The 12,870-nt window shown below is 54.8% G+C and carries 12 protein-coding genes; 2 read left to right on the top strand and 10 right to left on the bottom strand.

Annotated elements, in window-relative coordinates; translation table 11 throughout:
• The first annotated feature begins 50 nt into the window (after positions 1 to 50).
• Both FRD01_RS00895 and trxB read left to right on the top strand, forming a co-directional pair.
• Positions 51 to 629 carry a hypothetical protein gene (locus FRD01_RS00895; protein ID WP_146956768.1) on the top strand — a complete coding sequence of 193 codons (579 nt, stop codon included), beginning with the start codon at positions 51 to 53 and terminating at the stop codon, positions 627 to 629.
• A gap of 23 nt (positions 630 to 652) precedes the next feature.
• Positions 653 to 1,606, top strand: a complete 954-nt coding sequence (trxB, locus tag FRD01_RS00890) for a thioredoxin-disulfide reductase (RefSeq protein WP_146956766.1) — start codon at positions 653 to 655, stop codon at positions 1,604 to 1,606.
• On the opposite strand, the gene FRD01_RS00885 is transcribed toward trxB, so the two are convergent.
• The 10 genes from FRD01_RS00885 to hemG all read right to left on the bottom strand — a co-directional run bounded on the left by FRD01_RS00885 (position 1,603) and on the right by hemG (position 12,870).
• On the bottom strand, positions 1,603 to 2,337 hold the full coding sequence (locus FRD01_RS00885) for a DUF4349 domain-containing protein (RefSeq protein WP_146956764.1): 735 nt from the start codon (positions 2,335 to 2,337) through the stop codon (positions 1,603 to 1,605). The two genes, trxB and FRD01_RS00885, sit on opposite strands and share 4 nt — an antisense overlap.
• 98 nt (positions 2,338 to 2,435) lie before the next feature.
• On the bottom strand, positions 2,436 to 3,296 hold the full coding sequence (gene truB / locus FRD01_RS00880) for a tRNA pseudouridine(55) synthase TruB (RefSeq protein WP_146956763.1): 861 nt from the start codon (positions 3,294 to 3,296) through the stop codon (positions 2,436 to 2,438).
• Positions 3,293 to 4,243, bottom strand: coding sequence for a DHH family phosphoesterase (locus FRD01_RS00875; protein ID WP_146956761.1), 951 nt, complete (start codon positions 4,241 to 4,243; stop codon positions 3,293 to 3,295). Before FRD01_RS00875 ends, truB begins: the two co-directional genes overlap by 4 nt.
• Positions 4,240 to 4,611, bottom strand: a complete 372-nt coding sequence (gene rbfA / locus FRD01_RS00870; RefSeq protein ID WP_146956759.1) for a 30S ribosome-binding factor RbfA — start codon at positions 4,609 to 4,611, stop codon at positions 4,240 to 4,242. Before rbfA ends, FRD01_RS00875 begins: the two co-directional genes overlap by 4 nt.
• A gap of 6 nt (positions 4,612 to 4,617) precedes the next feature.
• The gene (gene infB / locus FRD01_RS00865) at positions 4,618 to 7,326 is read right to left on the bottom strand and encodes a translation initiation factor IF-2 (protein ID WP_146956757.1); all 2,709 of its coding nucleotides are present in this window, start codon (positions 7,324 to 7,326) and stop codon (positions 4,618 to 4,620) included.
• A gap of 99 nt (positions 7,327 to 7,425) precedes the next feature.
• Positions 7,426 to 8,013 (bottom strand): DUF448 domain-containing protein, encoded by a 588-nt coding sequence (locus FRD01_RS00860; RefSeq protein WP_146956755.1) that lies wholly within the window; start codon positions 8,011 to 8,013, stop codon positions 7,426 to 7,428.
• Between the two features lie 6 nt (positions 8,014 to 8,019).
• Positions 8,020 to 9,717, bottom strand: coding sequence for a transcription termination factor NusA (nusA, locus tag FRD01_RS00855; RefSeq protein WP_146956754.1), 1,698 nt, complete (start codon positions 9,715 to 9,717; stop codon positions 8,020 to 8,022).
• Positions 9,717 to 10,259 (bottom strand): ribosome maturation factor RimP, encoded by a 543-nt coding sequence (rimP, locus tag FRD01_RS00850; RefSeq protein WP_146956752.1) that lies wholly within the window; start codon positions 10,257 to 10,259, stop codon positions 9,717 to 9,719. Before rimP ends, nusA begins: the two co-directional genes overlap by 1 nt.
• Positions 10,260 to 10,446: 187 nt before the next feature.
• The gene (hemH, locus tag FRD01_RS00845) at positions 10,447 to 11,481 is read right to left on the bottom strand and encodes a ferrochelatase (protein WP_146956750.1); all 1,035 of its coding nucleotides are present in this window, start codon (positions 11,479 to 11,481) and stop codon (positions 10,447 to 10,449) included.
• A gap of 36 nt (positions 11,482 to 11,517) precedes the next feature.
• Positions 11,518 to 12,870: a protoporphyrinogen oxidase gene (hemG, locus tag FRD01_RS00840; RefSeq protein WP_146956748.1), complete on the bottom strand. Its 1,353-nt coding sequence runs from the start codon at positions 12,868 to 12,870 to the stop codon at positions 11,518 to 11,520.

Genomic DNA, 12,870 nt, shown 5'->3' with positions numbered 1-12,870 from the left:
TGAATCAGTCGCGTGGAATAGTCCTGCCGAACACTTCGGCGGTATATTCCATGCGACTTTTTTTGATCTTGTTCGCCCTCTTGGCGGCCTGCAAATCAAACGAAAATCAGGGGAAAGAGTCCGACGCCCCAATCGTTTTCAAAAGCGAAAAGGCGCCCTACGAACTCGCGCTAGAAGGCCCGTGGGAGCTGGTCGATGCATCGGCGCTCAATTCCCACGCGGATATCGCGGCCAACTATCAAAACGTGCTCTTCTTTATCGTGATCCCTCAAACACTTCCGGATATCCCGGGAACCCCACCGCCGGATGCCCTCGCCCTTAAGCGCGCAAGTCTCAGCGTGCTCGAAGAGCAGATCCAAGACTTCAAGATCGACAAACAGGCCCCCCTAAAAATCGCTGAGTCCACCGGTCATTCGGTCTTTGCCAGCGGCCTTAGTGAGGGCTCCAAAGTGCGCTATGTGGCGACCTATTTGACCCGAGATACGTGGGGATTTCAGATCGTAGGATGGGGCCCTGAAACGCACCATACCTTGCTCTTGGCCGAAACGGACAAGATACTCGCCTCATGGAAATTCACAGATTCGAAACCCCAAATTCAACCCGACATCCAAGAACCGACTGCTGATTGATACTCACAGCAAAAGGATTTCAAATGCCAGAACTAAAGAAAGAAGTTTACGAAGTCACCATCATGGGAAGCGGGCCTGCCGGCCTCACGGCCGCCATCTACACGGCGCGCGCAAACCTTGAGCCCGTCGTTTTCGAAGGCCCGCAACCTGGCGGACAGCTCACCATCACGACCGATGTTGAGAACTATCCAGGGTTTCCAGACGGAATCATGGGACCAGAGTTCATCGAACGAACACGCCAACAAGCGGAGCGGTTCGGCACCGAGATTCATCAAGTGCTGATCTCAGACATCGACTTCTCCGTGAGACCCTTTGCGGTCACGCTCGACGACGGAACCAAGTTCAAGACACATACCCTCATCATCGCCGCTGGGGCCCGCGCAAGACTCCTGGGTCTGGAATCCGAGTCGGCACTCATGGGCTATGGCGTCAGCACATGCGCCACCTGCGATGGCTTCTTCTTCAGAGGAAAGGAAATCGCGGTGATTGGTGGAGGTGACTCGGCACTTGAAGAGGCGATCTTCCTCACAAAGTTCGCCACTAAAGTCACGATCATTCATCGCCGTGATGAGTTCCGTGCGTCCAAAATCATGCAGGACCGAGCGCTCAAAAACGAGAAGATCCACGTGCTCTGGGACACGGAAGTCGAAGAAGTGGTCGGCGAAAAGATGGCCGGCGTAGAGAAACTGAAGCTACGAAACAGCAAGACCAATGAGACAAGCGAGCTGCCGGTCTCCGGAGTATTCGTTGCGATTGGTCACATCCCGAACACGCATATCTTCAACGGAAAGCTTCCGATGGACGAGAACGGCTACCTCATCACACTCCCTGACTCGTCCAAGACTGAGATCCCGGGCGTGTTCGCGGTGGGTGACGTCCAAGATCACGTCTATCGTCAAGCCATCACGGCAGCTGGCTCAGGCTGCATGGGCGCCATCGACGCCGAGCGCTACCTCGAAGAACTCCACGACGCTTAGTCCCACACAAAAAGCCATTTCACGGCGCTATAGGCGCCGTAGAACACCCAACCGATCGGTCCTGGCGAGATATCGTTCTGGAAATAGACGGTAAGGGTCGCGTACGAGACTTGATTCTCGAGGACACGCATCTGGCCTTCAAGCTGCTCTAATTCGCGCGTCACGCGGGCGAGTTCCTTCTCCACCTCCAATATCTCTTGGACCGTCGAACCCGCTTCTACGAGCTCCTGGAGGCGCTTCCTGAGGCGTTGTAGGTTATCGATGCGGATCTTGAGGTCCACGTAGTTCGCGGTCACATCCTGAACCCGGATGTTCTGCTCAGTCACCTCGCCGGCTTGGTTCGCAGCAGCCAAGAGCTCTTCTAAACGTCCGGCCGGCACCCGCAAAGTCACACTCTGACTCGATTCGCTCGCCACGTAGCCACCAAGTGACTCAGCAGCTACCTTCATCCGGGCAATCTCTCGCCCAAAGTTATCTTCATCCAACTCGACAGTGACCGTCCCGTTCTTGACCAACTTCTGTTCGTAGGGCTGCCCCTGACTCTTTGGGGACGTACTCCGTGTGGATCCGCGATCAGATGACGCGATAGTGTCCACTTCCATGGTTTCGGTGTGCCCACCACCATAGAGGTTCACCCCAGCGGCAGGTGGCGCACCACTCATTTCGGATTGCCCGCTCGAAGCACATCCAACCATCAAAACGACAAGCACTAGAATACTAGATAATCTCAAGGGAACTCCTGCGAACGTTAGTTTCGTGAAACCAAATCTATTGCACAACACTTCTGAAACGGCCCGCCCTAAAATTAGATTTAAGAAATCCCGAGAATCTACGTACCAGCAACAACCCGCTCAGGAAACACCCGCCCGTCTTCCACTCTCCCGACGCCCATCAAGCCCCCGTCGGCACGCACCAGGGCCACCCGCTCTCCATCTCTACACCCATTCGACTCAATGCTTCGACCATGCCCAATCTCCACCACCTCAGCATCGTCCAATTGCCTCGTCTCGAAATCCCTCAGGATCTCGACCATCGGCAGGATGCAGCTGCCCGCGTCCGTCTCAATCTCCCCAAGACTAGAGGCTTCAGACAACTCGTAACCTTGGACGTGGGTGCGATGAATGCGTGCCGTATGCCCCAAGGTTCCGAGCTCAAGAGCGAGGTCTCGGGCTAGCGAGCGTACGTAAGTACCTGAGCCACAATGCACCCGAAAACTCGCTCGTTCGCCAGAAAGCCCCAAAAACTCAAACGAAGAAATCTCTACTTCTCGCCCCTTGAGCTCAAAGTCCACGTCCTTCCTCGCGAGATCGTAAGCACGCTGCCCGTCTACATGTACTGCCGAGTACTTCGGAGGAACCTGCACGATGGTCCCCACAAACTTCTCCAGCGCTTGCTCAACCGCCGCAGACGTGGGTCTCACGTCACTCGTCGCTACAACCTCGCCCGTATGGTCGTCGGTGGTGGTCTGAGCACCAAACAACACGTCAAACTCATAGACCTTAGTAGAACCCTCCAAGTATCTCAAAAGCCGTGTGCCCTGCCCTACCGCGACCACCAAAAGCCCGGTTGCGTCCGGGTCCAAAGTGCCAGCGTGCCCAACTTTCTTCGTAGATGCTGCTCGTTTGACACGTCGAACTACGTCGAAGCTCGTCAACCCCTCTGGTTTATTGATGAGTAAAAGCCCGTTCATTGAACGTCTAACATCGATTCTAATGCCGATGTCAGCTCCGCACGCACATCCTCAGCGCTTCCGGCGATACGGCAACCTGCCGCGTTGTGGTGCCCTCCACCGCCGAATCCCGCGGCGAGTTCACTCACATCCACTTTGCCACGAGACCGGAAAGATATCCGCCAATGGCTTGCCTCAGGGTCCCAAGTCATCTGGGTCGCAACTTCAACCCCGCGCACGCTACGTGCGTAATTGATAAATCCGTCGGTCAACGATTCTTCCCCGGGTGCCGGAAGCTCTTCGATTTGAAGAAAAGCCAGGCGACCACACGTTGAAAACTCAAGCGTCGAGAGAACCTTGGCCAAAAGCTCAAGGCGTTTTCTAGGCTGGTTCTCATAAATTTCGCTGGTCATCTCCCAGGGATCAACACCAAGCGCCACCAAACTTCCGGCAATATTGAAGGTTGTTTGAGTCGTGTTGGAGTACCTGAAGCTCCCGGTATCCGTAGAGAGAGTGCAGTAAAGGCAACGAGCGATCTCCAAGTCGAGCACGCCCAAATCCTCACCGATTCTAAAAATCAACTCACCCGTCGCGGCCGCGTTCACATCTCGATAATAGACGTCCGCAAAATCCGGATCGAAGGTCTTATGATGGTCGATGACCCCAACTTTGGCATTCCAAACGAAGTCTGGAACCTCTCCAATTCGGTCTTTCTCGCCACAATCCAGCATGAAGACAACGTCAAACTCGGTCTCGCCTTCTAGCTCTCGTGTCCAACTATCCGCGCCCAGCATGAACTCAAAATTATACGGGATCGCATCGCGATTGTAGAAGACGACGTCTTTACCGAGCCTCTTCAGAATCTTTCCCAAGGCAAGCGTGGACCCAATGGCGTCACCGTCGGGGAAAATGTGGGACACAACCAGGAAGCGCTCGTTCTCGGCGATGAGCTCCAGGATTTCCCTCATTTCTCTTCCTCATCCGAATACTTGATTTCACTCAAGAGTTTTTCGATCCGGCGTCCCTCATGAACCGATTCATCCCAAATGAAGTGAATCTCAGGGATATGTCTCAAATCAAGACGGTCACCTAACTGACGGCGAACAAAGCCAGCGCAGCTCTCAAGTCCTGTTTGGGCCTCTTCATCGAACTTATCGGAGTCGATCAAGATGTAATAGACCTTAGCAATCCTGAGGTCGGGAGTCAGTTTTACCTCATTGAGCTGTACATGCTCAATTCGAGGATCCTTGACTTCCGACATCAGGAGACTCGCTGCGACTTCCAGGATATTCTGGGCTACGCGCGTCGCGCGGCTATAGGAGCGTTTACTCTTCACAAGACCTCAGAGCTTCGCAGCAACTTCCTTCAATTCATAGGCTTCAACGATGTCACCTACACGAATATCGTTGAAGTTATGGAGAGAAAGACCGCATTCAAAGCCAGCACGGACTTCCTTGACGTCGTCCTTGAAGCGGCGAAGAGAGCTGATCGTTGTATCGACAACAACCTTCTCACCACGCTTCAAACGAGCCTTGGCATTCCTGCGAACAATACCGTCGAGGACGTAAGAGCCCGCGATAGTACCGGCTTTCGGTGAAGAGAAGACCTCACGAACGTCCACCTTGCCGATGACATGCTCTTCCACGATTGGAGCGAGCATACCTTCGAGAATCCCGCGGATACGGTCGATGGCGTCGTAGATGATACTGAACGTGAGAATTCTCACGCCGTACTTCTCTGCCATCTCTTGAGCGCGTGGATCGGCGCGTACATTGAAGCCAATCACGAGGCTCGATTCGGACGAGGATGCCGCAAGGTTCACATCGTTCTCGGTGATTCCACCAACCGCGTTGTGAATAACTTTGACCGCAACCTCTTCGTTGCCGATCTTCGAGAACGACTCTTTGAGGGCCTCAACGGAGCCCTGCACATCACCTTTGATGATGACTTTGAGCTCTTTGAGTTCGCCTTCGCGAATCATCGCAGAAAGATCGTCAAGGCTGGTTGCCGAGGACTCCTTCGCCCTCGATGCCATTTCTTCCTTCTTACGCCTTTCGATGACGAATTGTGTGATTCGACGAGCATCCTTCTCGTCAGTCACGACGAAGAACGGCTCGCCTGCTTCAGGCACACCACCGATACCCGTGATTTCCACAGGCTGACTCGGAATGGCGGTCTTCACGGAGCGACGACGTTCATCGTTCATGGTTCTAACACGGCCGTAGTACTGGCCGCTGACCACGATATCACCAGGCTTAAGGGTTCCGCGCTGCACGAGCAAGGTCGCGACAGGACCACGTCCCACGTCCAGTTCGGCTTCGATAACCACACCTTGCGCATCTCGGTCTGGATTTGCACGCAACTCCTCAAGCTCGGTTTGGAGCATGATGGTGTCGACGAGACCGTCGATATTCAACATTTGCTTCGCACTGACCTCGACGTAAAGCGTCTTTCCGCCCCACTCCTCAGGCAGCAAGTCATACTCTGAGAGAGCTTGACGAATGCGGTCTGGGTTCGCGCCTTCTTTGTCGATCTTATTGATCGCGACGACCACTGGAACCCCAGCGTCCTTCGCGTGATTGATGGCTTCAACGGTCTGAGGCATCACACCGTCATCCGCCGCAACCACGAGAATCACGATATCGGTTGCCTGAGCTCCACGAGCGCGGAGCGCAGTGAAGGCCTCGTGGCCCGGTGTATCGAGGAACGTAATGAGGTTCTTCCCAGCCTGTACCTGATAAGCACCGATATGCTGGGTAATACCACCTGCCTCGCCGGACGCCACTGTCGAACTACGGATAGCATCGAGCAACGAGGTCTTACCGTGGTCAACGTGACCCATGACGGTGACAACAGGAGGACGTGATTGAAGGGTTTCTTCAGGGTCCGGCGTGGTGTCGTAGAACTGCGTGATATCGAACGCAACGTTCTCAACGGTGTAGCCAAACTCCTCGGCCATCAACGCCGACGTATCAAAGTCGAGCACGGTGTTCACGTTGGCCATCATGCCGCCCTCGAGCAGCTTCATGGCAACCTGACCAGCCTTGACGCCCATTTGGTGCGCGAGGTCGCCCACTGTGATGGCATCCTCAATACGGATGACCTTTTTGTGCTCAGCCTGCGGTGCAGCAACCGGTTGTGGCGTTGAAGACTTCTTATTGTCTTTCCCGCCCTTTTGGCGACCTTTGGTCTGGCGCCGTGACTTTGCGTCGTAGAGGTCTCGTCCCTCGACCACACGCTTGGACCTGCCGGTATTGTCTTGCTTACCTGTGGCACGTTTTGGCCCTGGTGAGAAATCCTTCCCTTCCGCTTGAAGTCGCTCGATCAGCACGGTCTGAGAAATCGTCCCCAAAATTTGCGCACCCTGACGTGGCTTCTCGGGACCCTTCTGAATGATCTTTGCGCCTTCGCCTTCGGGCTTTTCCGCCCTGCGTGCGCGTGGCGCGGCCACCTCAGGAGTCTTCTCAACCTTGGGCTCTGAAGGGGCAGCCGGAGCGGCGTCCTCGACCTTCGGAGCTTCTTCGACCTTTGGTTCTTCAGGGGTTTCAGCAACCACAGGCTCTTCGACCGTTGGCTCTTCGGCCTTCGGTTCAGGAGCTTCTTCGACTGCCGTTTCTGGCGCTTCAGCAACCACGGGTTCTTCAACCTTCGGCTCTTCGACCTTCGGTTCTTCAGCCTTCGGCTCCTCGGTCACGACACGACGAGCCATCGGAGCGAAAATATCGTCCGCCTCGGTCTCCTCGACCTTTTTGCGTCTGCGAACTGGAACAACGGGCGAAGGCTCATCTTCAGCGTCAGGCGCAGCGGCAACTTCTACCGGCTCCGCCTTCTTCTTGGAGGACTTCTTCTTCGAGGGCGCCGCAACTTCCGGCTCTTCTTCGGCTCCACCAGCAACGGCCTTCTTAATCTTAGCGACGTCACTTTCGCTCAACCAACTCATCTGGTTGACGTTCGGGATTCCGAGACCCATCTCATTGATCCGCGTCACCAACTCCTGTTTGTTCAACCCGAGGTCTCGGGCTAACTCATATACGCGGCGCTGTTTCGACATCTGTACTCCATTCTGCGACCACCTTGTGGTCACAGCTTAACTTGATTCCTCACCTGGAATCTCACGGCGGAGACTCCATACAGCGCATCTCTTTGGGCTTCAACCCTCAAACGCATTCAGCGTTTCTAGATGCGCCACATCCACTTCTATCTTCCGGGCCAAATCCCCGGTTAAACCCAGGACTGCGACTCGGTCACGGCCCATGAGTCGCCCCAATGATTCCGCCTCCATGGCGATCACATATGGGATTTCTTTGCGCTCAGCATTCGACACAAACTTCTTATGCGTCGACTCCCCAGCGTTCTTTGCCACCAACAACAATTGCACATCGTCGCGCTTCATCCCTTCCTCCACAGCTGGACCTCCTGTCCATGCCTGCTTCGATCGGATCGCAGCCAAGAGATGTTCTCGCAATCGCGTCTCGATCCCCTCTCGCATCACGGAGGCAATCTCGCCAGGCGACGCTTGCACTTTTGTTTTAAATGCTCGAGAGAATCCCGACTCGCAAGCCTTCTTAAGCGTCTTGGAGTCGGGCTTTAGCCACGCACCTCGACCCGGGGCCTTACGTCGCGCATCGAAAATCAATCCGACGCGCTCGTCCCATATAAAGCGCTCTAGCGCCTCTCTGGGCCATTCGCCCCCACCACCTACGCATTTGCGCATGGGTTGTTCTGGGTCTGTCTTCACGTAGTCTCACTCCTCTTCACCACTAGCGCTCTCGTCGCCAGCGTCTTCATTATCGGCTTCAGCAGCTGCTGCGGCAGCAGCTTCGGCGGCAGCAATCGCCGCTTTCTCCAACTTCTCAAAGAACTTCACTTTGTAGGCTTCAAGCCCTTCAGCATCGACACGCAGAGCCTTCAGAAGGTGCTCGACGGCAGCCTTTTGAATCTGCTTTCCTTTCTTCGTTGGAAGCTCAGCTTCTTCAGCCATTTTCACTGTATCTTCAGCAAACGCGATGTGCTCGATGGTCTTGTAACCCTTGTTATAGAGGGCTTCCGCAACCTTCTCACCGACACCACGTACTTGCTCAAGCACCTTACGCTCACGCTCTTCCGGAGTGAGTTCGGTGCCATCTTTGCGAGTCGGACGAGCAAGAATCTCTTCCGAAGCTTTGATGATCTTCTCAGCAGCATCTGCCGTGTAGCCGGGAATCTGAGCGAGCTCAGCAATCTCAGCCATCGCGATGTGCTCAAGCTTGTTGTAGCCAAGCGAGAAGAGCGTATCGATCATGTCTTCGGTGACACCATCAAACTCGAGCAAGTTGTTGCGCGCGTCCGCCATCATGTTTCGCAGACGTGTCTCACTGATGATATCGAGATTCCAACCCGTCAGCTGTGCGGCAAGACGCACGTTTTGACCACCACGGCCGATCGCAAGGCTCAGCTGGTCATCAGGAACGATGAGCTCCATCGTCATATTCGTCTCGTCGATGAGCACCTTTGAAACTTCAGCAGGGCTAATCGCGTTACACACAAAGCGGGCTGTATCCTCGACGTAAGGTACAATGTCGATCTTCTCCCCACGGAGCTCTTGCACCACAGCTTGCACGCGCGATCCGCGCATACCCACACAGGCACCCACGGGATCGACGTCCGAGTCACGGCTGTAAACAGCTACTTTGCTTCGCACACCCGGCTCACGAGCCACGGCCACGATGCGCACGATTTGCTCATAAATTTCTGGAACTTCCGCTTCAAAGAGACGGAAGAGAAGCTGAGGATCGGCGCGCGTGAGGACCACCTGTGGGTCACGGCTTGAGCGACGGATTTCTTTGATCATCGCTTGAACGCGGTCGCCAGGGCGGTAGGTCTCTTTCGGCATCTGCTCGCGACGAGGAAGGATAGCATCGGTTCGACCGAGGTCTATAATGATGTCGCCCTTTTCGAAACGTCGAACCATGCCCGTGACCATCTCTCCAACACGAGATTTGAACTCGTTGAAGATGATGTCACGCTCGGCTTCACGCATTCTTTGAATAATGACTTGCTTTGCGGTTTGAGCGGCGATGCGACCAAAGGTCGCATTGTAGGTGTTGATCCCAAGCAACTTTCCGTACTTCTCATCCGCCTTCTTCGCGCGCTCGCGGTCTTGTGGCAAATAATAGATAGGGAAGAGAAGTTCGTCACCCACTTCAGCCTTGAAGCCAGCGGCGCGAATGTCGTCGAGTTCGACTTCGCGAAACTCGTTCTCGACGTCGTTCACCACAGAGATGATTTGGAAGAGTTCCACCGTACCGGTGTCCTCGTTGAACTTCGCCTCGATCTCTCGTTGCTGGCCAAACGTGCGGCGCGCAGCTGTCAAAATCGCCGCTTCCAGCGTGTCAACGAGGATATTGCGATCGATACCTTTATCTTTCGCAATACGATCTACTTCTTGTATGAGGCTTTCCATTACTTGGCTCCTGCAAAATCAAATGTCAGTCTAGCTTTTGCGACGTCGGACCACGAAATCTCGTGAGTATCTTCGCCTTGAATCTTTAGTTTTTCGCCTTCAACGGCTTCTAGCGTGCCTTCGAAGACGTTTTGCCCTTCGATTGGCTCCCGCGTAACAACTTTAATCGTTCGCCCGATTACCAGGCCCGCCTGCCGGAGCGAGCCGATTGCTCTCTCAACGCCAGGAGACGAGACTTCCAACCGGTAGTGGTCGGGAACGCGTGGGTCGGCGTCCAAAATACCTTCGAGGTACCGGCTCACCTTGACGCACTCATCGATCGTCACACCTGTGCCCGGCTCTCCTGTAGCACCCGGACGATCTACGTACACGCGAATTACCCAGCCCGAATTGACCTCGGTATCAAACCAGACCAATTCTTGAGCGGCGGCTGCTTCTTCACACCACCCATCCAATTCCTCGATCACGCTTTGCTCAAGCGGCACGACAGGACGGCGTTCCTCGCGAGGACGATCTTGTGGTTTTTTTCTTCGTTTAGCCATGAAACGTGTTCAATTTAGGCAATAAAAAAAGCGGGTTAAAAAACCCACTTCGCAAAAAGGTCGCGAAACTTTAACGCGCGGTGTCGGGTGGACGCTCCGCTCGTACTCGACACAACCTTTAGGTCGGTCAAGCGCGGGGAAAGTAGGCATTCCCTCGGAACTTGTCAAGCCCCATTAAAATCCTAGTTCAGGCGGACTCTAGAACTCCTTCGCGGAAATCACCCACAAAGCCCTCAAGCACATCGATAAAAGCGTCGGAGTCGTTTAGGCACGGCGCGTATCGAAAATCCAGACCGCCAGCCTCAATGAAGCACTCTTTGCCTTCTTCCGCGATCTCCTCGAGCGTCTCCAAACAATCCGAGATAAACGCCGGACACATCACGACAATGCGTTTGAACCCGCGGCTCGGAAACGCTTCGAGTTCCATATCGGTATAAGGCTTGAGCCACGGATCGCGCCCGAGCCGGGACTGAAACGTCAGGTGCCATTTCTCACGAGGAATCCCAGCGCGCTCGGCAAAAAGCCTTGACGTCGCAAAGACTTGAGCGCGATAACACGTGGCGTGGGCCGGATGCGTCTTCTCGCAGCACCTAGGATCCGCCAGACAATATGCGTGCGATGGGTCGCTCTTTCGCAAATGACGCTCCGGAATGCCGTGGTAGCTAAAGAGTAGGAGGTCGTAGTCCTCCTCCAAGAACGGTTGTGTGTGCTTGACCAACGCGTCCACGTAGCGCGGGTCATTGAAGAACGGCGGCTGGACCACTAGGTCCACGTCAGGCGCCACTTTGGCGACGACTTCCTGCACCTTAACCACAGCTGTCTCATAGGACGACATGGCGTAATGAGGGTACAAGGGGATCAAGAAAATCCTCCTCACGCCCTTTGCCAAAAGCTTCATCACACCCTGTTCAGACGACGGGTTTCCATATCGCATCCCGATCTCAACAGGGATATCTAGCCTTTCCCGCAGCTTTTGGGCGATCTCTTCGGTCGAGATAATCAGCGGCGAGCCTTCGTCAGTCCAGATTGTAGAGTAGGCCTCCGCCGTCTTCTTCGGCCGAAACGGAAGGATCGTGAGGTTCAAGACTGCTTGCTGAATCAGTTTTGGCGCGTCCAGAACACGATCGTCCGAAAGAAATTCGCGCAAATAACGGCGCACGTCGGGCACATCGGTCGAATCCGGAGAACCCAAATTTACAAGTAGTACACCATCTGCCTTCATCGCTTCACTCCAGCTAATCCCATCTCAAGGATGCTTCTAATCTAAATATTGTGCGGCTCTTTGACCGAGTTCGGTCCCACTCGCGATCAAATCTGGGACACTGACAGCATCCCGGAAATTGCCGCTCACAAAGAACCCAGGATGCCTACGCTCTAACGCCTCGATCTCAACCACGATGCGTCCATGCCCAACTTCGTACTGAGGAATGGCTTCTTCCCAATACGACTCGTACTCCCACACGGGAGAGCCGTGAACACCGAGCACGTCCGCGAGTTCAGCCAAAACAATCTTTCGGCGAGCGTCGCGAGGCATTTGAGACATCTGAGGGTCTCTTAGACCCCCACTGAAAACCGCCATGGTGACGTAGCCATCGGGCGCGCGCCCTGAGAAAAGCGATGAAGTAAAAAGCGCCCCTAGAATTCGGCGATTCTCAACTTTAGGAACCAACATCCCAAAGCCATCGATCGGATGGTCCACGTCTTCACGCTTGAAAGCAAACGTCTCTACGGCGAGCGATGGGTAGTTCAACGCGTGCAAAAACCCCGTGCTCATCTTATCGATCGGCAGATCCGCCAGTACCCAGCCCGGAAGAGCTGAAACCACAAGATCCGCTTTCAAGGACCGCTTCTTCCCGCCCTGCGTGAACTTCACACTCCACTTCTTTCCAGACTCGAGTGCCACCACATTCGCATCGTATTCCACGTCCAGCATCGCTGCGGCTTTCAACGCCAGCTCTTGGTTTCCTTCAGGAAACGAGAATAGCTCCTTTGAGAACTTTGGCCCTGGATCCTCTTTGGCGGCTTTCGCCTTCTTGATTCCGCCCTTGATCAGCGACCCATAATCACTTTCAAGGCCCCAGACCTTTCGAAACGCATGTCTCATGGACAATCGATTCGGGTCTCCTGCCCAGATTCCATTGATCATCAGGTCGATCCCGTACTCGAGGATCTCCTCACCCAGTCGCCTCTTTACGAACATCGTCACCGATTCGTCGACATCGTCTCGAGCGGGCCCTGCCAGGGGCTCACGCAGGAGCGCAAGCTTTGCAGCACCGCTCAAATACTCAGTCTTGAGCAAGTCCATCGGGTTCCCAGGCAACGCGAAGACTCGGCCATCTCGGACCGCAAACCGCCGTTTTGACTCAGCGTTCGCCACCAAGCGTCGCTCGGAAAGGCCGGTACGATGCAGAAACGTCTCCACAGCGGCGTTGGAGCCGGCCACAGTATGAGGACCAAGCTCGGCTAAAAAGCCTTCATGACGAATGCTCCCTATCGCCCCTCCGGGCCGCTGAGACGCTTCCAGGACCTTGACGTCAACGCCCTGAGCCTGAAGCTCCAAAGCCACGCTCAGTCCCGATATCCCCGCTCCGAGTACGATTGCCTGAGTCAT

The organism is Microvenator marinus, assembly GCF_007993755.1.
In the GTDB taxonomy this organism is placed as follows: domain Bacteria; phylum Myxococcota_A; class Bradymonadia; order Bradymonadales; family Bradymonadaceae; genus Allomicrovenator; species Allomicrovenator marinus.
This window is presented reverse-complemented; position numbering and strand designations above follow the sequence as displayed.

What these genes read in the sequence shown, in the direction of transcription:
- rimP (WP_146956752.1), bottom strand. Translation starts at nt 10,259, where the DNA reads ATGGCTAAACGAAGAAAAAAACCACAAGATCGTCCTCGCGAGGAACGC.
- truB (WP_146956763.1), bottom strand. Translation starts at nt 3,296, where the DNA reads ATGAACGGGCTTTTACTCATCAATAAACCAGAGGGGTTGACGAGCTTC.
- infB (WP_146956757.1), bottom strand. Translation starts at nt 7,326, where the DNA reads ATGTCGAAACAGCGCCGCGTATATGAGTTAGCCCGAGACCTCGGGTTG.
- trxB (WP_146956766.1), top strand. Translation starts at nt 653, where the DNA reads ATGCCAGAACTAAAGAAAGAAGTTTACGAAGTCACCATCATGGGAAGC.
- FRD01_RS00895 (WP_146956768.1), top strand. Translation starts at nt 51, where the DNA reads ATGCGACTTTTTTTGATCTTGTTCGCCCTCTTGGCGGCCTGCAAATCA.
- hemG (WP_146956748.1), bottom strand. Translation starts at nt 12,870, where the DNA reads ATGACTCAGGCAATCGTACTCGGAGCGGGGATATCGGGACTGAGCGTG.
- hemH (WP_146956750.1), bottom strand. Translation starts at nt 11,481, where the DNA reads ATGAAGGCAGATGGTGTACTACTTGTAAATTTGGGTTCTCCGGATTCG.
- nusA (WP_146956754.1), bottom strand. Translation starts at nt 9,717, where the DNA reads ATGGAAAGCCTCATACAAGAAGTAGATCGTATTGCGAAAGATAAAGGT.
- FRD01_RS00875 (WP_146956761.1), bottom strand. Translation starts at nt 4,243, where the DNA reads ATGAGGGAAATCCTGGAGCTCATCGCCGAGAACGAGCGCTTCCTGGTT.